At 46.5% G+C, this 19,351-nt stretch carries 13 protein-coding genes; 8 read left to right on the top strand and 5 right to left on the bottom strand.

Annotated features, from left to right (window positions below; translation table 11 throughout):
* The first annotated feature begins 377 nt into the window (after positions 1-377).
* Positions 378-1,646: an MFS transporter gene (locus tag DP923_RS15290; RefSeq protein ID WP_112306766.1), complete on the top strand. Its 1,269-nt coding sequence runs from the start codon at positions 378-380 to the stop codon at positions 1,644-1,646.
* A gap of 76 nt (positions 1,647-1,722) precedes the next feature.
* Here DP923_RS15290 and DP923_RS15285 read toward each other — a convergent pair whose 3' ends face one another.
* Both DP923_RS15285 and DP923_RS15280 read right to left on the bottom strand, forming a co-directional pair.
* Positions 1,723-1,845 (bottom strand): 30S ribosomal protein THX, encoded by a 123-nt coding sequence (locus tag DP923_RS15285; RefSeq protein WP_112306765.1) that lies wholly within the window; start codon positions 1,843-1,845, stop codon positions 1,723-1,725.
* 173 nt (positions 1,846-2,018) lie between these two features.
* Entirely contained in the window at positions 2,019-3,059 is a 1,041-nt protein-coding gene (locus DP923_RS15280; protein WP_112306764.1) for a T9SS type A sorting domain-containing protein, read from the bottom strand.
* Between the two features lie 442 nt (positions 3,060-3,501).
* Between DP923_RS15280 and uvrA the strand changes: the two genes are divergently transcribed.
* The 7 genes from uvrA (at position 3,502) to DP923_RS15240 (ending at position 15,877) form a co-directional block, all read left to right on the top strand.
* The gene (gene uvrA / locus DP923_RS15270; protein WP_112306762.1) at positions 3,502-6,306 is read left to right on the top strand and encodes an excinuclease ABC subunit UvrA; all 2,805 of its coding nucleotides are present in this window, start codon (positions 3,502-3,504) and stop codon (positions 6,304-6,306) included.
* A 246-nt stretch (positions 6,307-6,552) separates the two neighbouring features.
* Complete coding sequence (gene tpiA / locus DP923_RS15265; protein WP_112306761.1) at positions 6,553-7,314, top strand: triose-phosphate isomerase; 762 nt, start codon at positions 6,553-6,555, stop codon at positions 7,312-7,314.
* Positions 7,315-7,484: 170 nt separating this feature from the next.
* Positions 7,485-7,850 carry a DUF6150 family protein gene (locus DP923_RS15260; RefSeq protein WP_239021062.1) on the top strand — a complete coding sequence of 122 codons (366 nt, stop codon included), beginning with the start codon at positions 7,485-7,487 and terminating at the stop codon, positions 7,848-7,850.
* Between the two features lie 11 nt (positions 7,851-7,861).
* On the top strand, positions 7,862-8,689 hold the full coding sequence (gene prmA / locus DP923_RS15255; RefSeq protein WP_112306760.1) for a 50S ribosomal protein L11 methyltransferase: 828 nt from the start codon (positions 7,862-7,864) through the stop codon (positions 8,687-8,689).
* A gap of 131 nt (positions 8,690-8,820) precedes the next feature.
* Positions 8,821-13,617: a hypothetical protein gene (locus DP923_RS15250; RefSeq protein WP_112306759.1), complete on the top strand. Its 4,797-nt coding sequence runs from the start codon at positions 8,821-8,823 to the stop codon at positions 13,615-13,617.
* Between the two features lie 155 nt (positions 13,618-13,772).
* A complete protein-coding gene (gene plsY, locus DP923_RS15245; RefSeq protein WP_112306758.1) occupies positions 13,773-14,417 on the top strand; it encodes a glycerol-3-phosphate 1-O-acyltransferase PlsY in 645 nt (214 codons plus the stop codon).
* Positions 14,418-14,515: 98 nt separating this feature from the next.
* Positions 14,516-15,877 carry a dipeptidase gene (locus tag DP923_RS15240; RefSeq protein ID WP_112306757.1) on the top strand — a complete coding sequence of 454 codons (1,362 nt, stop codon included), beginning with the start codon at positions 14,516-14,518 and terminating at the stop codon, positions 15,875-15,877.
* Positions 15,878-15,963: 86 nt separating this feature from the next.
* On the opposite strand, the gene DP923_RS15235 is transcribed toward DP923_RS15240, so the two are convergent.
* The 3 genes from DP923_RS15235 to DP923_RS15225 all read right to left on the bottom strand — a co-directional run bounded on the left by DP923_RS15235 (position 15,964) and on the right by DP923_RS15225 (position 19,323).
* Complete coding sequence (locus DP923_RS15235) at positions 15,964-16,623, bottom strand: porin family protein (RefSeq protein WP_112306756.1); 660 nt, start codon at positions 16,621-16,623, stop codon at positions 15,964-15,966.
* 321 nt (positions 16,624-16,944) lie between these two features.
* Complete coding sequence (locus DP923_RS15230) at positions 16,945-17,559, bottom strand: porin family protein (protein ID WP_112306755.1); 615 nt, start codon at positions 17,557-17,559, stop codon at positions 16,945-16,947.
* A 225-nt stretch (positions 17,560-17,784) separates the two neighbouring features.
* Entirely contained in the window at positions 17,785-19,323 is a 1,539-nt protein-coding gene (locus DP923_RS15225) for a YifB family Mg chelatase-like AAA ATPase (RefSeq protein ID WP_112306754.1), read from the bottom strand.
* Positions 19,324-19,351 lie beyond the last annotated feature (28 nt).

Below are 19,351 nucleotides of genomic sequence, written 5' to 3'. Positions count from 1 at the left end.
TTCCTTTTTGTGCAGAGGTACGCTGGCGTGGATCAGAAATATGTTATTAAAACTTTAAAGTGCCCCTGCGATATTGGCAGCAAACACGTAACAGAACGAGTAAATCGAGTACAACCTACTTAAAACAGGCTTAGATGCAGCAACACCTGTAAATAGGTTTCTGTTATTATGGAGGTATACTTAGTTAAGCAAACTTGTGTTACGATGGAGGCGTAATTTAACAGTAAATTTACCTGTAGTTGCAGGGGTAGCGGCAGGAAAGATGGTTTGAAAACAGCAACCGCACCGCAAAACTTTATTTTTACCGATACTAACCTGAAATGCCACCTTTGCAGTAGCTTTGAAAATTATTCCGGACCTACTCAAGCTACTTTACAATGAAAGCGAACCACAGAAATACACACGATCCGTATGCGGTGCTTCGGATCCCTGATTTCAGGTTATACATCAGTGCCCGTTTGTGCATTACACTGGCTATGCAGATACAGGCCGTTATTGTAGGCTGGCAAATTTACGACATCACCAAAGACCCACTTTCTCTTGGCCTGATCGGGCTTGCCGAAGCTATCCCTTCCATTTTCGTATCGCTGTATGCCGGCTACCTCGCTGATATGGTGCCCCGTAAGAAAATAATTATGGTAGTGATAACGGTGCTGATGTTCTGTTCGCTGGCACTTTTATACTTTACCCTGGATGCCAGCCATACTTTATTAACCTACGGCGCGCTACCCATTTACGTAGTTATTTTTGTGAGCGGCATAGCCAGAGGGTTTATGGGGCCGGCCGTATTTGCTTTTATGCCGCAGCTGGTTGCAAATAAAACTTTATACGCCAATGCCATTACCTGGAGCAGCACTACCTGGCAGGCGGCTTCGCTGGCTGGTCCGGCTGTTGGCGGTTTGGTTTATGGTTTTTTTGGCGTAACCGCCGCTTATATTACCGATGCCGTACTTGTATTTTTGTCGCTGTCAGCATTTTCTATGATCGGGAGTAAGCCATTGCCTGAGAACATCAACCCGCAAAACCTGAAAGAAAGCCTGCAGTCTGGTATCAGGTTCGTGTTTGGGAACCAGATTATACTTAGCGCTATTTCTCTGGATCTGTTTGCTGTGCTGTTTGGCGGGGCGGTTGCGCTACTGCCTATCTTTGCCTCGGATATTCTGAAAACCGGTCCCGAAGGACTTGGCTTTTTAAGAGCGGCGCCTGCGGTAGGTTCTGTGCTGATGGCTGTTTACATGGCCCATCACCCGATCAGTGTAAAAGCCGGCAAAAAAATGTTGTGGTGCGTAGCTGGTTTTGGCCTCACGATCATACTTTTCGGACTATCGTCTAACTTCTGGTTTTCGTTGGTGATGCTGGCCCTGAGTGGTGGTTTTGATAGTATAAGCGTCATCATCCGGTCTACGCTCATTCATACCTTAACGCCAGAGTACATGAAAGGCCGCGTATCGTCTGTAAACAATATTTTTGTGGGTTCTTCTAACGAGATTGGCGCCTTTGAGTCCGGGTTTATGGCGAAGTTGCTGGGAGTGGTTCCTGCTGTTGTTTTTGGTGGTACTATGACCTTGCTGGTTGTAGGAATAACTGCGCTTAAAGCTGATAAACTACGCGTACTCGATCTGAAACCCGAAGCCGAAACAGTTTAGAAAGTATACTTTTAACAAAAGAAGCGCCGCTTTACTCTGGTAAGGCGGCGCTTCTTTTGTTAAAAGGTACTACAGTTTATTTGCTGGCTTCTGACTTTGCAGCCTGCTCGGTTGGCTTATTGGCTTTGCGCAAACGCTTGTTACCGAACGTACCTTTTGATATTTTTCCTTTTTTAGATTTTTTATCTCCTTTTCCCATGGTGTAGGTTAGTTTGTGTTTGTTTTAAAGCGATTAAGTACCCTTACGGATTAGCCGGCCTCGTGGGTGCAAATGCCTGGCTAAATATCTCAGGAATAAAAGAGCGGCAGTTTTAACTGGCTTAGTACTTCCGTTAAAACTGCCGCTCCAAAGTATAAATTTATACTTTATGATTAACGAAGTACAACACGCTTGTGCACTACATTTGTGCCTGAAGTGGCTGTAAGTATAAACAGCCCTTTATGCGGCGCAAGTTCTGCCATTGGTATTTTAACTGTACTGCCACTTGTTTCAGTAATAGTTTTGGTATGTACAAGCCTGCCCGACATATCTTTGAGCTCTAATGTAATAGCGCCTTGCCTGCCCGGGTTAGCAATAATTGCGGAGCAATCACCATTTTCGCAAGGGTTAGGCGCCAGGTTTATACTTAGTTCTGAGCTGGCCAGTACATCAGCCGTTACCGTTATTACTTTGGAGTATTCTGATTTGCCATCAAAATCAACCTGCTTTAGTCTGTAATAATTTAAGTCGCTGGCCGGGTTGTTGTCCGTAAAGTTATAGCGGCGTTTTACAGAAGAGTTGCCGTTGCCGTTTACTTTACCTATCTGCTCAAAAGCCTGTCCGTCTGCGCTGCGTTCCACTTCAAAATGGCTGTTGTCTTTTTCGCTGGCCGTGCTCCACTCTAATGCGATTCCTGCTGCAGATGCTTTTCCTTCAAACGAGATCAGTTCAACTGGAAGAGGTACTATTTCTTGACAAGGATTGTCTGTGCCTATTCTGGCATTAAGCGCAATAGCACGTGTAGGAAGCAATACTGGATCAAGCCCTGCAGCAAGAACTATAGAGTCTAATGTTACTAATCCAACCTGAGGGAAGGCTTGGAAAGCTTCCCTATCAACAACTAGAGTTACAATAGGGTTATCGTTTAGCTCTGCTAATGTAAAGGTTTGAGCTTCTCCTCCAAGTGCACTTATTGCTATTTGTTCTGTATCGCTGCAATCGCCATCAGTTATGGGTATTATAGACATAACAATCGTGAGCATTGTAGAATCTGCGTTTATAAGAAATTCATCATAGATAGCAGTAAAGCAAGGGTTATTATATTCACAATCTGCTGTTTCTATTTCATCCGGGGGCGTATACTGTGCCTTGGCCGGCTGGGCAATTATAAGGATGAAAGCTATAAATAGCATTAAGTAAGTAGAAGTTCGCATAGCAAGTTGTTTAAAGAGTATAAGAGAATTTTAGCTGAGTTAACGAAAGGCAGCCCATGCGCTAACTTTTTAAATCAGTATGCTGCAGTGGATTTACGGGAACTGCAGCTGGCCGGCAAAAACCGGGTAGAGCGAAAAAATAGTAACTTCCTAATCTCTACGGATATACAGAAAGGGTGTTTACTGCAAAGGCAACTTTTACGCAAAGTATAACCAGTGTAGCGTCAGGTGTTTGAACAAGGGAAGTAGTTGTAAACTGCTATTTTTCCTTTGCTATTGAGTAGCGGCTACCAACATTATAAGTTGCCTGTTACATTGCCTTCCTGAAATGCAACCCCTACCCTAAAAAAAAGGTTATGTATGTGTATCTTTACAAACTACTAAAACAAGCGATCGGCAATTGCCCGGTAAAGTATAAGCCGCGTGTAAAGCCCCTGTCTGTATGGCAAATATTCCTGATTATAACATCGACCAACTCGACGCGCGCCAAAACATTATTATCAAAGGCGCGCGCGTTCATAACCTTAAAAATCTGAGTGTGGCCCTGCCACGAAACCAATTTATTGTGATAACCGGGCTTTCGGGCTCGGGTAAGTCATCGCTGGCTTTCGATACGTTGTATGCCGAAGGGCAGCGCATGTACGTGGAAAGTCTGAGCTCCTATGCCCGCCAGTTTTTGGGCCGTATGGATAAGCCCGACGTGGACTACATCAAAGGCATCAGCCCGGCCATCGCTATTGAGCAGAAAGTAAGTATAAAAAACAACCGTTCTACAGTAGGTACCAGCACCGAGATTTACGACTATTTAAAGTTGCTTTACGCACGCATCGGTAAAACTTATTCGCCTGTTTCCGGTGAGGTAGTGCAGAAAGATTCGGTGGCCGATGTAGTTGATTTTATCTTTAAGCTCGAAGATGAGGCCCGCGTAATGATCCTGGCACCGCTGCAATTGCAGGCCGAACGCACGCTTAACAAAGAACTGGACCTGCTGCTGCAAAAAGGCTATTCGCGCATTTACGCCGACGGTACGGTATACTTTATTGAAGAATTACTCGATCAGAAAAAACTGAAACTTGGCAAGCAGATCTTTATTTTAATCGATAGAGCTGTTATTTACCAAGCCGATGAAGACCTCCAGTTCAGAATCGCGGACTCAGTGCAGACTGCTTTTTTTGAAGGCCATGGTGAATGCTACGTAAAGTATGGCGATGACCAGGAACGTGTATTCTCAAATAAGTTTGAGATGGATGGGATCGTGTTCGAGGAGCCTTCTGTTAACTTTTTCAGCTTCAACAACCCATACGGTGCCTGCCAGACCTGCGAAGGTTTTGGTTCTGTGCTCGGCATCGACCCTGATCTGGTTATTCCGGATAAAAGCCTGACGGTGTATGAAGGAGCTGTTGCGCCGTGGCGTTCTGATAAAATGAGTGAATGGCTGCATCCGCTCGTAAAGAACGGCATTCGCTTCGACTTCCCGATACACAGGCCCTACAACGAGCTTTCGGAAGCTGAACAGGAACTGCTCTGGAAAGGAAATAAATACTTCAGTGGCCTGAACGACTTTTTCAAACACCTCCAGAACCAGACGCATAAAATACAGTACCGTGTGATGTTGTCGCGTTACCGTGGCCGCACGACCTGCCCCGAGTGCCGTGGTTCGCGCCTACGCAAAGATGCCAGCTACGTAAAAGTGAATGGCAAAAGTATAACCGACCTGGTACTAATGCCCATTACGCAGGTGCTGCCTTTTTTCCAGAACATCGACCTGAACGAGCACGAACGGAACGTAGCTGACCGCCTGGTAATTGAAGTGGCCAACCGCCTGAGTTACCTGGAGCGTGTAGGGTTGGGCTACTTAACACTTAACCGCTTATCCAACACCTTATCCGGTGGCGAGAGCCAGCGCATTAATCTGGCTACTTCGCTGGGTAGTGCGTTAGTAGGTTCTATGTATATTCTGGATGAGCCAAGTATAGGGTTGCACCCCAAAGATTCGGAACAACTGATTGGTGTACTTCGCTCGCTGCAACAGATTGGCAATACCGTAATTGTGGTAGAGCACGAAGAGGAAATGATGAAAGCTGCCGACCAACTGATCGACATAGGGCCGGAAGCGGGTACAGGCGGCGGTAATCTGATGTTCCAGGGCACGTTTGCCGAAATGATTAAAGCGGATACGTATACCGGCAAATACCTGAGCGGTAAAATGGAGGTTTCGGTGCCGGCCTTACGCCGTAAGTGGCGCAACGCCATAGAGATTGTAGGCGCCCGCGAAAACAACCTTAAAAACCTGACCGTGAAATTCCCGCTGGGTGTGATGACGGTGGTAACCGGCGTCAGTGGTTCAGGCAAATCGACGCTCGTTAAAAAGATACTGTACCCGGCTATGCAAAAATTGCACGGCGCTACATCAGAGGCAACCGGTAAATTCGATAAGCTGCAGGGCGACTATGGCCAGATCAGGCACGTGGAGTTTGTAGATCAGAACCCGATCGGTAAATCGTCGCGCTCTAACCCGGTAACCTATGTAAAAGCCTACGATGCCATCCGTACCCTGTATGCTGACCAGCCCTTGGCAAAAGCGCGCGGATTTAAACCCTCCCATTTCTCGTTTAACATCGAAGGCGGCCGTTGCGAAGTATGCCAGGGCGAAGGGCAGGTGAAAATAGAAATGCAGTTTATGGCTGATATTTACCTGACCTGCGATAGCTGCCACGGCCAGCGCTTTAAGCAGGATGTACTCGATATCAAGTATAAAGACCAGAGCATTTCGGATGTGCTGGACATGACCATTGCCGACAGCATCGGGTTTTTTAGTGATCAACCGAAGATAGTAGAGAAACTGAAACCGCTGAACGATGTTGGCTTGGGTTACATCCGTTTAGGGCAATCGAGTAATACGTTATCCGGCGGGGAGGCGCAACGCGTAAAACTGGCTTCGTTCCTGACCAAAGGCGCGCAACCACATAACTCAGATATACTCTTTATTTTTGATGAGCCGAGCACGGGTCTTCATTTTCATGATATCAACAAGTTGCTCACGTCTATTACTGCGCTCATCGAGAATGGAAATACGGTCGTAATTATCGAGCATAACATCGATATCATCAAATGCGCTGATTGGATAATTGACCTTGGTCCGGAAGGAGGTACCAACGGCGGCCAGCTCTTATTTGAAGGCACTCCCGAAGATATGACAAAAATAGAAGGCAACGACACCGCAAGATTTTTGAAAGAGAAGTTGTAGTACCTCCCCCTGCCCCCTCCTAAAAACAGGAGGGGGTATTTCTCTGATTTTTTTGAATAGGTATAATCTGTCCTTTGATTACTTTAATCTGACTTCGTCAGAAGCAATTTCAAGAACATGAATTTTCTACCCCCTCCTGTTTTTAGGAGGGGGGCAGGGGGAGGTACTCATCATAAATTACTAACTTGCCGTATTTGTAGCCTATACTATAAAACCAAGTATAACATCACTATCAAACTATAAAACATGAGAAAGAAGATCGTTGCAGGTAACTGGAAAATGAACAAAACTTACGAGGAAGCACTTTCGCTGGTGTCGGAGATCGATAACATGGTGAAAGACGAAGTGAACGGCGATGTAACAGTTGTGATTGCGCCTCCTTTTCCGTTTCTGCAGGGCGTAGGTAAATTAATGCAGGGCAACGATAAACTGCACCTGGCTTCTCAGAACATCAGTGAGCACGAAAGCGGCGCATATACTGGCGAAGTTTCGGGAGCGATGTTAAAATCAGTAGGCACAGAGTACGTGATTATCGGCCACAGCGAGCGCCGCATGTACCACCACGAAGATGCTCAGACGCTTTACAAAAAAATGAAAGCTGCTCTGGCGCAAGGTTTAAAGCCGATTTTCTGCTGCGGCGAACCCCTGGAAGAGCGTGATGCGGAAAACCACTTCGAGTACGTAGGCAAGCAGCTGCACGACAGCCTTTCCTACTTGAGCAACGAAGAATTTGACCAGGTAGTAGTAGCTTACGAGCCAATCTGGGCGATTGGTACCGGCCGCACCGCCAGCAGCCAGCAAGCCCAGGAAATGCACGCTTATATCAGAGAGCAACTGGCCCGCACATTCGATGCGGAAGCTGCCTATAACACGTCTATACTTTATGGCGGTAGCTGCAACCCGGGCAATGCCAAAGAGCTTTTCTCGCAGGAGGATGTAGATGGCGGTCTGATTGGCGGAGCTTCCCTGAAGTCAAGAGATTTTGCAGATATCGTGAAATCGTTCTAAAAACGCTGCGTTTATACTTTGCAAAGGCTGCCTGTGTTTATACATGGGCAGCCTTTGTTATTTAACAGAAGCCAAGGTATACTTCCATCAGCAAACAAAACCGAAAACAATGCAATTTTCCGGTGCCTTTTTTGTTAGGCTTCTGAAGAACTTTAGTTAATTTTATACCTATGTATACGATTTTTGTCATCTGGCTGACAATCAGCAGTCTGTTTAGCAATGCTGCACCCGCGCCAGCAGTAACCAAACCAGCACAAGGCTATTGTAATATTTATGGTTCCGTGTACCTCGAGCGCGATCCGAAGTATAAAAACACGGCCTCTTATACTGTTTTCCTGAACGAAGACGAGGCCTTTGCCAACATGGTAGTTTACCGCGAAAGCAACAAGCTCTTTGCCGACGGCACTGCGACGTGGTATATCACGCCTAAAAAAGCCTTTGCCGATCATATTTTATTTGTAACCGATAACCGTAACCTGGCAGACTTTGGCGTGTATTTTACCGATGCCCGCTCGTTTGCCGCCTGCCGCGAATAACACAACCAAACATGGATTTTATAGAAATTACTTTACACGTAAACGAAGATTTTGCGGATATTCTGACTGCCGAACTGGGCGAACTGGGCTTTGATGCTTTTATTGATACCGAAGATGGCTTCAACGCTTACATCACCGAAGATATTTTTTCGGAAGAAAGGCTGAAGGCTATCTTAAACCGCTACGCGGAAATGGTGCCACTACAATACAGCATCCAGAAAATAGCCAAACAGAACTGGAACGAAGAATGGGAGCGCAACTTTGAGCCCTTATTTATAGGCGGAAAAGTATCGGTGCGCGCCTCTTTCCACGAGAAACCTGCCGAAGCAAAGTATGATATCGTGATTAACCCGAAAATGTCGTTCGGTACGGGCCACCATGAAACTACCACGCTCATGATTGAAAACCAGCTGACCATCGATCACCAGAACAAACGCGTGCTGGATATGGGCTGTGGCACCGGTATACTGGCTATTATGGCCGGCGAACTGGGTGCTTCCGAAATTGTAGCTGTTGAGATTGAAGACTGGACGGTAGAGAACGCCCGTGAAAATGCGGTTTACAACGATTACCCGGCGATAGATGTGCGCCTGGGCGGCGCCGAAACCATTGCCGGCGATGAGCCTTACGATATTATACTTGCCAACATCAACCGGAATGTACTGTTAGATGATATGGCTGCCTACAAAGCTGTACTGAAGCAGGAGGGTTGGTTGCTGCTAAGCGGCTTTTACACCGAGGACCTGCCGGCTATTCAGGAAAGTGCTGCCGGTTTGGGTTTAACTTATACTTCGCATCGGGTTAAAAACAACTGGGTTTCCGTTATTTTTAAAGCATAGCATTACCTGCTACTATAAGAATAATTTTATACCTTAGTTTTTAAGTAAGTATAAGTATCTTGTATATAAGCCTTTAAAATGGTTTGTGTAGTTTCCGAGATATTTATACTTGCTTTTTTACTATTCCCCCTATGAAACAACTTTTACCGCTTTTCTTTTTTCTTACAATTTTTTCGGTGCAGGCACAATCCAGGTTAACAGATAAACCGGATGATTTTGTGGCAGAAGTCAAAAACATGCTGATTGCCGGAAAAGTTGAAAACGCCGAAAAGCTTTCCGCAGACCTGCAGGAAGTATGGACCAGCGGCAAACTATCTGCCAGACAGCAAAAAGAAGTGATGGAGATTGCCCAAAGTATGTACCGGAAACGGATGCGTACCAAACCGCATTTCTCCGACTTTTTTACGATGCTCACGAGCGGCATCCAGGATAAAAACCTGAGCAACAAGCAGCTGAACGATATGCTGGAAGTTACCGCCAAAACAGTTCAGAACGAAGACTCCAAAAAGCTCGAACAGTTCCTGAATACCACCAGTTTATACTTGTCCGCAAACCGGCTTTACAAGAATACTTATTACAGACTGAATGCTACCGGCGGAAATCTGACTTTTTCGTACGAAGGCACCAGCAAAGCCACTCCGGAAGCAGAGGCTACCAACGGCTGGGATAGTATAGAAGAAAGCAGCAAAGCCACCGAAACTGCATCCGAAGATGATGGCTGGGGTTGGGACACACCCGCGCCGGCACCTAAAAAAGAAGACAAAAAACTAACAGAAAAAAAGCGCCGCGAAAGTATAAAAAGCATCTATGTACCGGCGCAGCCAAAAGTATCAGGCCCGGTTTTGAAGCTGGATGATGTAACGCTGACCTTTGTAACGCCCTGGGATTCTGTTTCGATAGCTAAAACGAGTGGCCAACTGATGCTGGCTAATAACCTGTTTGTAGGCGAAGGCGGTAAATTTAATTGGCAGGCAAACGGGCAGCCGGCTTCCGCAGAACTGCGCAAGTATAACTTCACTACATCGTTTGCAGGCTTTAAAGCCCCGGATGTAACCGTTACGTTTTCGTCTATTTTAGCATTGCCGGTAGAGGGCAGCCTGGAATTTATCAGCAACAAACGTAAAACCGGCGATTATCCTTATCCGAAATTTTACTCGTTCACGAACGATGCGCGCGTTAAAACCCTGGGCGATAACATCTCCTACAGAGGCGGTTTCTCCTTAGTAGGGAATGCCGTTGGCAGCAAACCGCTCGATAATAGTTTTTCGGAAATCATCGTGTCGCAGAGCGGGGTTCGCAAGTTCAGGTCGATGGCACGCGAGTACGCTATTACAGATTCTACCATACTGGCTAACCGCGCCAGCATCGCCATTTACCAGGGCCGCGATTCGTTGTCGCACCCCGCCATGCAACTGCGTTATTCCAAATCAGAAAACGAGCTTACACTTACCAAAGATAAAGGACCTTACGCCAAAACGCCTTTCTACGACACCTACCATAAACTCGAGATCCGGGCTGAAAAGCTGCACTGGAACCTGAACCAGCCAGATGTTGATTTTTCTATCCTGAACACCAAAACACTTATTCCGGTACAGTTGGAGTCTACGGATTATTACTCCAATAACCGTTACCAGCAATTAGTGGGTGTGGCTACATTCCATCCGTTGCAAGCCCTGATCGGGCACGCCAACAAAACCAAGAAGAACGATTTTTACGCCAGCGATGTAACCAGCACAACCGGTATAAACGAGAACGGTGTAAAAGAAGGCGCTGCAAATTTATCACGGGAAGGTTACCTGGATTACGATCCGCAGACGGGCTACATCTCCCTGAAGCCAAAAGCGTGGCATTATGTAAAATCATCGCGCAAGCTAAGCGACTACGATCACCTGGTTATTAAATCGGTTGTGCCATCGGGCCGCAACGCTACCCTCAACCTCGAAACAAATAAGTTAACTGTGCGCGGCGTGGATAAAATCACCTTCCATACCGATACGTCCAGCGTTTACATACTTCCGAACAAAAGTGAAATTCATATCCTGAAAAACCGCGACATCGAATTTGACGGAGAGATTTTCGCCAGCCGGTTGGCTTTTAAAGGCAGCAAGTTTAAGTTTAATTACGATGAGTTTTCGATAGACCTGGCTAAACTGGATACCATTGCACTGGTATCGCGCAGACGGCGCGCTTTGGAAGGCGATGCATCGGACCAGGTACTGACCGGAAAAGGCAGCACCATGACGGGTAAGTTGTACATCAACAAACCCAACAATAAATCCGGTAAAGATTCGCATCCGGAGTACCCACGTTTTGATGCGCCGGTTGGGGCAAAAGTAAGTTTCAACCGCCCTGATGTGTTGGGGGGCGTTTACGACAGTACGGTATTTTTTGATATGCCTCCGTTTAAAATGGATAGCTTAAGTTCTGGCAAAGGCGCTCTGACCTTTGATGGGACATTTAATTCCGGTGGTATTTTCCCGCCCATCAAAACGAAGCTGCAACTCATGCCCGACGAAACGCTTGGCTTTTACTACCAGCCTTCTGCAAAAGGCCTGGCTGCTTTTGGTGGCAAAGGCATGGCGTATGATACCATTATGATGAGTTCCAGCGGCATCCAAAGCAAAGGCAAACTCACTTATCTTACTTCTACGCTGCAGGCGCCCGTTTATACTTACTACAAAGATGCCGTGCAGGTAAAAGGCGGCACGTCGGTAAGTATAGCCGAAGGCACACATGGCGGCACAGCTTTTCCGGTGGCTACGCTGGCAGGCTTTAACATGAACTGGTTGCCTAAAGCCGATACCATGTACATCCAGACGGTGAAAGAGCCGATGAAGATCTTTAAAGAGAATTTTGACTTTAAAGGTGTAGCCAAATTATCGCCGGGAGGTTTGTACGGAAGCGGCGTAGTGGATAATCCGGTAGCAAATGTAACGTCTGGAGAGTTGTTGTTTAAGCAGCGCGGGATCAGCGGGCATCATGCTACATTCATTGCAAAATCGGATGTGGAGGGCCAGCCCGCCATCAGGTCGCAGGACGTAGCTTTTGAGTATGACCTGGTACAGGGTTTCGTGGATTTTGGAAGTGAGCAGAAAGGCGTGGCAAGTATAGAATTCCCGAAGGCAAAGTATAAAACCTCGATGAGCAGTGCCCGCTGGGATTTTAAAACGCAGAAAGTAAACCTGAAATCAGATGAGAACGGCGGTAAGAACTGGTTTTACTCGCAGCACCCGGACCAGCGCCAGCTAAAGTTTATGGCCGGTAGCGGCGTTTATGACCTGAAACAAAATACGATCCTGGCGGGTGGCGTGCCATACATTGCCGTGGCAGATGCGTATGTGATGCCGGACAGCGGTAACGTAGCCATTGCCGCAGATGCGACTATCCGTACACTCCGCAATGCCCGCATCCAGGCCGATTCCTCGCAGAAATACCATAACCTGTACAAAGGCAACATTGATGTGCTGTCGCGGATGGCTTTTAAAGGCGATGCGTTGCATGGCTATTCAAACGCTGCCGCCGATTCGTTTCAGTTACAATTTGCTGAGTTTACATACGGTAATCCGCAAAACAAAAAACGGCCGGTTTATACTTTTGCAACCGCTGAAGTGAAGGAAGAAAAGCCTTTCTATATTTTCCCGCGTATTTTGTACCGGGGAAAAGTGCTGATGCACGCCAACAAAAAACACATGGATTTTGACGGCGACCTGAAACTGAACTTCACGGGTAATCCCGACGACTCGGATTGGTTTCCATACAAAAAAGATACCCTCGACCCAGGTAATGTGCGTATCCCGATCCTAAAGCCGAAAGCTGCCGATGGGACACCGCTGCACACCGGGTTGCATGTTTCCAGCGAATCAGCGAAGCTTTATAATACATTTGTATCGAAAAAGCAGGCGGAAGACGACCTCGATCTGTTTACCGTAGATGGCTTGCTTTCTTATAACAAAGAAAAATCTGAATTTAAGATAGGCCGTGAAGCCCGTGCGTACCAGGGCGCGTATGAAGGCAATATGCTGTTGTACAACGAGGCTTCCAATAACATCAATTTTGAAGGCCAACTCAACCTATTAAAGCCAACCAAAAATTTTAAAGTACAGGCCTCCGGAAGTGGCAATGCCAACGTAGACAGCAGCCGTTACAACCTGGATGCATTTATGGCTTTTGATCTGGATGTACCGTCGCAGGCGCTAACTGCTATGGCCAAAACGTTACAGGAAAATGCAGGCGGCCCCGGCCTGACGTCAGATACAAGTCCGGCGATGCTCTATAAACTGGGTGCCTTTATCGGGGATCGGGAAGTGCGCAAGTATGAGGAGCGCTCCGCAACAGGGTATGTACCGCTTCCGAAAGTATCCAAGAAACTGGTGCGCAGCTTAATTCTGAGCCAGGCCAACATGCACTGGTCTACAAAACAGAACGCCTGGTACAGTACCGGAAAGTTAAACCTGGCCAGTATTTTAAAAGAGGATGTAAATGCGCCGATGGACGGCTACCTGGAAATGCGACAGGACTTAAACGGTTTGCCAGTCGTTAATTTATACTTGCAGGCCGATCCGTATACCTGGTACTATTTCAGTTTTGTGGAAAATGCGCTGACCATGGCCTCTGCCGATGATAAATTTAACAAAGCAGTCCGGTCCAAATCGAAGGGTAGCCGCGGGCTGAGCACCAATTACGGCATTTACCAGGGCGAAGAAATTGAGAAAAACGAGTTTATCAATTACTTTAAAACAACTTACCTGAATGGCAAAGACGGTTTTAAGGCAGCTTCGGGGCAGCCGGCAAGTATAAATACGGAGCCGGAAAGCAGCTTTAAAGACCTGGAAGAAGAGGAGGAACCTAAAAAAGAGAAACGCAGAAAAAAGAAAAAGAACAAAGACAGCTTCGAGGATACTTCTGAAGAAGAAGGAAATAACCTGTAAACCTTTTACCCGCGTATAAAGGGAACAGAACTTGGTTTTTGAGTCTGAAATAAGTTTTATCTATATTTGAGCTTCTATCCAAGTATAAACGCGCCGTTAATAGTGCAATCTGGCCAGTAGTATCAGGCAGTTTAAGCTAACAAGAACAAGAATTCATGGACATACTTTTGATCGCTATACTTTTTATTGCCGCTTATCTGATCGGCTCCATCCCGACGGCAGTCTGGATCGGCAAAGCTTATTATGGTATCGATATCCGCCAGCACGGCAGTGGTAACTCGGGTGCTACAAACACCTTCAGGGTGCTGGGTAAAAAGCCCGGCGCGATCGTTATGTTCATCGATATTTTTAAAGGCTGGCTGGCTACTTCGCTGGCAGGTCTGCTCGTTATTTTCGAAGCGATTCCGGCAGAGCATATTGTCGTTTATCAGCTTATACTTGGTGCATTGGCGGTACTGGGTCATATTTTTTCGATCTACGAGCGCTTTAAAGGGGGCAAAGGCGTAGCTACCCTTTTAGGCATGATGCTGGCCATACAACCGGTGGTTGCCCTGATGTGTATGGTAATTTTCCTGATCGTGCTGTTTACATCGCGCTACGTTTCGTTGGGTTCTATGATTGCAGCGTTAGCTTTCCCGATACTATTGTTGCTGCCGCGTTTTCACCCGGATAACCCGATCCTGATTGTGTTTGGGTTTATACTTTTTGCAGTAGTTGCCCTTACGCACCGTAAAAATATCAACCGCCTGCTGCAAGGCGAAGAAAGCAAAGCCAACATCCGCATCGGCCGGAGAAAATAGATAGTACCTTCACTTGCACACGATCTTTCAAAAGAACCACACTGGCTGCCCGGAGTGGTTCTTTTTTTGTAAATTAGCACAACCAACAAACCCATACTATGAACAACTATATCTCCGAAAATAAAGACAGATTCCTGAGCGAGCTGTTAGATATGCTGCGTATTCCGTCTGTTAGCGCCGACCCTAAATTTAAAGAAGACGTGTTGCGTACTGCCGAATTTGTAAAGCAGCGCCTGATAGAAGCCGGTGCCGATAACGTGGAACTATGCGAAACAGCTGGCTACCCGATTGTGTACGGCGAGAAAATAATCGACCCGAACCTGCCAACCGTAATTGTGTATGGCCACTACGATGTGCAGCCCGCCGACCCGTACGAACTCTGGAATTCGCCTCCGTTTGAGCCTGTTATAAAAGACGGTAACATTTACGCGCGTGGCGCCTGCGACGATAAAGGGCAGATGTACATGCACGTAAAAGCATTCGAAACCATGATGCGCACCAACACGCTAACCTGCAACGTGAAGTTTATGATCGAAGGCGAAGAAGAAGTTGGATCTTCTAACCTGGGCACGTTCGTAAAAGAAAATAAAGAGAAACTGAAAGGCGATGTGATCCTGATCTCAGATACGGGGATGCTGGGCAACGATACGCCTTCCATTACAGCTGGCTTACGCGGGTTGAGTTATGTGGAAGTGGAAGTGACCGGCCCGAACCGTGATCTGCATTCCGGGTTGTACGGTGGCGCAGTGGCAAACCCGATCAACATACTTTGCCAGATGATCGCATCCTTGCACGATGAAAATAACCGCATCACTATTCCGGGCTTTTACGACAATGTAGAAGAACTGAGCGCAGAAGAAAGAGCCGAGATGGCACGCGCACCTTTCAGCCTCGACAAGTATAAAAAAGCCCTTGACCTAGGCGATGTACACGGCGAAGCAGGTTATGTAACCATGGAGCGAAATTCTATCCGGCCAACGCTGGATGTGAACGGCATTTGGGGAGGCTATACCGGCGAAGGTGCCAAAACCGTAATCGCGTCTAAAGCTTTTGCTAAAATATCCATGCGCCTGGTGCCTAACCAGACATCAGAAGAAATAACAGAGAAGTTTCAGAAGCATTTCGAAAGTATAGCACCGGCCAGCGTAAAAGTATTGGTTAAACCACACCACGGCGGTGAGCCCGTTGTTACCCCAACCGATTCTGTTGCTTATAAAGCTGCATCTAAAGCTTACGAAGAAACATTTGGCGTAAAACCGATTCCGGTGCGCAGTGGTGGGTCTATTCCGATTGTGGCCATGTTTAAGTCAGAGCTTGGCCTGGATTCTGTGTTGATGGGCTTTGGCCTGGATTCGGATGCGATTCACTCGCCGAACGAGCATTTTGGCGTGTTTAATTATATGAAAGGCATCGAAACTATCCCGATGTTTTATAAGCACTACGCTGAAATGAGTAAGTAATAACAATTTATACTTTAAAACAGCATCAATAAAAAAGCCAGCCTCGTTTATACAAGGCTGGCTTTTTTATTGATTTTTATACTTGCTTAGCGGCCAAAAGTATAGCCAAGCGTCAGCATGATAGTAGAGTGCTTTGCGTTTACGAGGTCGCCATCAAAATAATCGGCTGGCGCATCGTCTACAAAATCATTAAAGCTACCGTTGTAACGCACACCCACGCTGAGGCCACTGTTTGTTGCAAACCCAACACCAGCTACATAACCCAGCTCAAACTGCTTCATGCCGTCTTTATCGATCTGGGTAGTGGTGGAAGAACGCTCTTCGCCGTTCAGGTATTCTTTGGTTTTGTTGTTAACGCTTAATAGGTAAGATGCCTGCGGACCGCCTTCAAAGTATAAAGGGCCGGCTTTGATGCGCGCCAACACAGGTAACTCCAGGTAATTATAATTTACATTTCCTTCTCTTTTATACTTCTGGCCCAGAATCTCAAATTCTTCATCGCTGTTCTGGAAACCCTTGTTAGAGTATAATAACTCCGGCTGAATAGAAAAAAAATTGCCTACCACACCGATGTTATAGGTAAGGCCCCCATGGAAACCGAACTTGTTTTCGTAACGGTTCTCGTTTTTGAGGTCGCCTTCTAAATTAGACAGGTTGGCCCCAACACGAACACCAATTCCGGACTGTGCCTGCGCCACTGATGCAGAGGCCAGCATAATGGAGAATGCAATAAATAGCTTTTTCATACTTTTAGTTTTTTTTAAGATTGATAATAACGCGCAGAAGTTAGCTTTTAAGATAGCCACCGCTTACTTTTTTAAAGCTCCTTACTAAAACAAGCAGAGAGTTGAGAAGTTAGAACGGAAGCCTTATTTCTGAATTAATATGCTTTATCTGCCCGCTGAACAGGCTTTTACAAGAAGCAGGCCAAAACACAGCAATTTTGATTAACAACATACACTTAAATAGTAACTGATTGATTGGTAGAATCATAAAAAGCAGAAAGCCTGATCGACATGACCAGGCTTTCTGCTTTTATAGTTTATTTTGTACTAACGTAGTGGCGATTATCTGGCGCCGAAGCTATAAGCCAGTGTTAACATAAATACAGAGTTACGGATTTCAGGTGCGTCAGCATCATTGTCAGCATCATTAAGTTTGGTAAAATCACCGTTGTAACGTACGCCAATGCTAACACCCATTGGCGTGCCAATACCAACACCGGCTGCATAGCCAAAAGCTGTTTTTCTGTACTGATCTAAATCATCATTGGTAACGGTAACACTACCAACTGTATTTTCCTGCTCGCCTCCAATTCTGTAAGAGAACTGCGGACCGCCTTCAAAGTATAAAGGGCCTGCGTTTATGCGGGCTAGAACCGGTACATCAATATAGCTTAACTTGGTTTTAAAGTCTCCATTGTTAAATTCAAACTTTGATCCCTTCATAGAGTATAAAACTTCTGGCTGCAACGACAGGAAGCCATCGTCAGTTAACGGGAAGTTAGCTGTTAAGCCGCCATGGAAACCGAATTGTCTTTCCATATCATCGTTTACATCATCTCCGGAGAAACCGGAATAATTAGCGCCTACTCTTACGCCAAAGGTTGGTGCTGCCATTTGCGCCTGCGCTGCTACCGTAGTCAGAAACGCAAACAGAACTAAAAACAGACTTTTTTTCATAGTAATGGGTTTTGTTAAAATAATAAAGGTTAAGCAGAAGTATAAGTTTTTGGCTTCTGCTAATTCTAAGACTAATACGGCCTGCTAAAATAAAGGGCTGGCAATTGTGGATAAATTTAGTGTTAAGGTTACGGATAAAAGTATAAACGCTGATTTATCAGGTAGATAAAAAAAGGCGGCAAAAGTGCCGCCTTTGGTATTTCAGGGTAGATTTTATAGGTATTGTCAGCCAGCCCAGCCTTCTCTGTCCAGGCTCCGGTATTGGATCGCTTCTGCGAGGTGTTCTATTTTTATACTTTCACTTCCGGCCAGGTCGGCAATGGTTCTGCTTACTTTCAGGATGCGGTCATAAGCGCGTGCCGAGAGGCCCAGGCGCTCCATGGCCGTTTTCAGAAGCGTGCGGCCGGCATCGTTTATCTGGCAAATCTCTTTTACCATTTGCGGCTGCATCATGGCGTTAGAATGTACCGACGGAATCTCTTTAAAGCGTTCTGTCTGCAAGGCCCTCGCCTTTACCACACGTTCCCGTACAAAAACACTATCTTCAGACTTTCGGGTAGCCGTCATTTCATCAAACGTAACAGGCGTTACTTCCACGTGCAGGTCGATGCGGTCTAAAAGCGGGCCACTAACTTTGTTTAAATAGCGTTGCACAATGCCCGGTCCGCACACACATTCTTTGTCAGGATGGTTGTAATAGCCACACGGGCACGGGTTCATGCTGGCGATCAGCATAAAGTTGGCCGGAAAATCGATGGAAGTTTTTGCGCGCGATATGGTTACACGGCGTTCTTCGAGCGGCTGCCGCATTACTTCCAGCACAGTACGCTTAAACTCAGGTAATTCATCCAGAAACAAAACACCGTTATGGGCCAGCGATATTTCGCCGGGCTGGGGGTTGCCGCCACCGCCAACCAGGGCCACATCCGAAATAGTATGGTGCGGCGAGCGGTAAGGGCGTGTGGTTAAAAGCGATGCCGCTTCGCCTAATTTGCCTGCCACCGAGTGTATTTTGGTGGTTTCCAGCGCCTCGTGCATGGACAGTGGCGGAAGTATGGAAGGTAGCCGTTTGGCCAGCATCGTTTTACCTGCACCCGGCGGGCCGATCATAATCACGTTATGGCCACCGGCGGCAGCAATTTCCAAAGCGCGTTTAATGTTTTCCTGGCCTTGCACATCGGCAAAATCGGCTGCGTAAATATCAACGGCATTGTTAAAAATATCGCGGGTATCAACTAGTAATGGTTCTATTTCGCGACGCCCATCCAGAAACTCAATGGCTTCGAGTATGTTCTGTACCCCGATCACATCGAGGCTGTTAACGATAGCTGCCTCTTTTGCATTTTGGGCCGGAAGTATAATCCCTTTAAAGCCTTCTTTGCGCGCCTGTATGGCAATCGGCAAAACTCCTTTTATCGGCCTTAATGAGCCATCCAGCGATAGCTCTCCCATAATCATGTACTGTCCAACTCTGTCCGGGTTAATTTGCCCGGATGCAGCCAGAATTCCCATCGCAATGGTCAGATCGTAGGCAGAACCTTCTTTGCGGATATCAGCAGGGGCCATGTTGATGACAATCTTCTGACGCGGGATTTTATAATTATATTGCTTTAACGCAGACTCGATGCGCTGCTCGCTTTCCTTAACGGCGTTATCCGGTAGGCCCACCAGAAAATATTTAGTGCCCGGACTTACGTTTACTTCTATTGTGATGGTGTAGGCGCTGACGCCCTGAACGGCACTGCCAAATGTTTTAATGAGCATACTTTCTTATTCGGAAGTATAAATTTAG

It is taken from the genome of Pontibacter arcticus, from assembly GCF_003284895.1.
GTDB lineage: Bacteria > Bacteroidota > Bacteroidia > Cytophagales > Hymenobacteraceae > Pontibacter > Pontibacter arcticus.
Note: the sequence above shows the minus strand (reverse complement) of the source record. Positions and strands in the feature narration are given on the sequence as shown.

Coding starts and splice junctions, on each gene's coding strand:
- DP923_RS15290 (WP_112306766.1), top strand. CDS start 378: ATGAAAGCGAACCACAGAAATACACACGATCCGTATGCGGTGCTTCGG.
- DP923_RS15285 (WP_112306765.1), bottom strand. CDS start 1,845: ATGGGAAAAGGAGATAAAAAATCTAAAAAAGGAAAAATATCAAAAGGT.
- DP923_RS15280 (WP_112306764.1), bottom strand. CDS start 3,059: ATGCGAACTTCTACTTACTTAATGCTATTTATAGCTTTCATCCTTATA.
- uvrA (WP_112306762.1), top strand. CDS start 3,502: ATGGCAAATATTCCTGATTATAACATCGACCAACTCGACGCGCGCCAA.
- tpiA (WP_112306761.1), top strand. CDS start 6,553: ATGAGAAAGAAGATCGTTGCAGGTAACTGGAAAATGAACAAAACTTAC.
- DP923_RS15260 (WP_239021062.1), top strand. CDS start 7,485: ATGTATACGATTTTTGTCATCTGGCTGACAATCAGCAGTCTGTTTAGC.
- prmA (WP_112306760.1), top strand. CDS start 7,862: ATGGATTTTATAGAAATTACTTTACACGTAAACGAAGATTTTGCGGAT.
- DP923_RS15250 (WP_112306759.1), top strand. CDS start 8,821: ATGAAACAACTTTTACCGCTTTTCTTTTTTCTTACAATTTTTTCGGTG.
- plsY (WP_112306758.1), top strand. CDS start 13,773: ATGGACATACTTTTGATCGCTATACTTTTTATTGCCGCTTATCTGATC.
- DP923_RS15240 (WP_112306757.1), top strand. CDS start 14,516: ATGAACAACTATATCTCCGAAAATAAAGACAGATTCCTGAGCGAGCTG.
- DP923_RS15235 (WP_112306756.1), bottom strand. CDS start 16,623: ATGAAAAAGCTATTTATTGCATTCTCCATTATGCTGGCCTCTGCATCA.
- DP923_RS15230 (WP_112306755.1), bottom strand. CDS start 17,559: ATGAAAAAAAGTCTGTTTTTAGTTCTGTTTGCGTTTCTGACTACGGTA.
- DP923_RS15225 (WP_112306754.1), bottom strand. CDS start 19,323: ATGCTCATTAAAACATTTGGCAGTGCCGTTCAGGGCGTCAGCGCCTAC.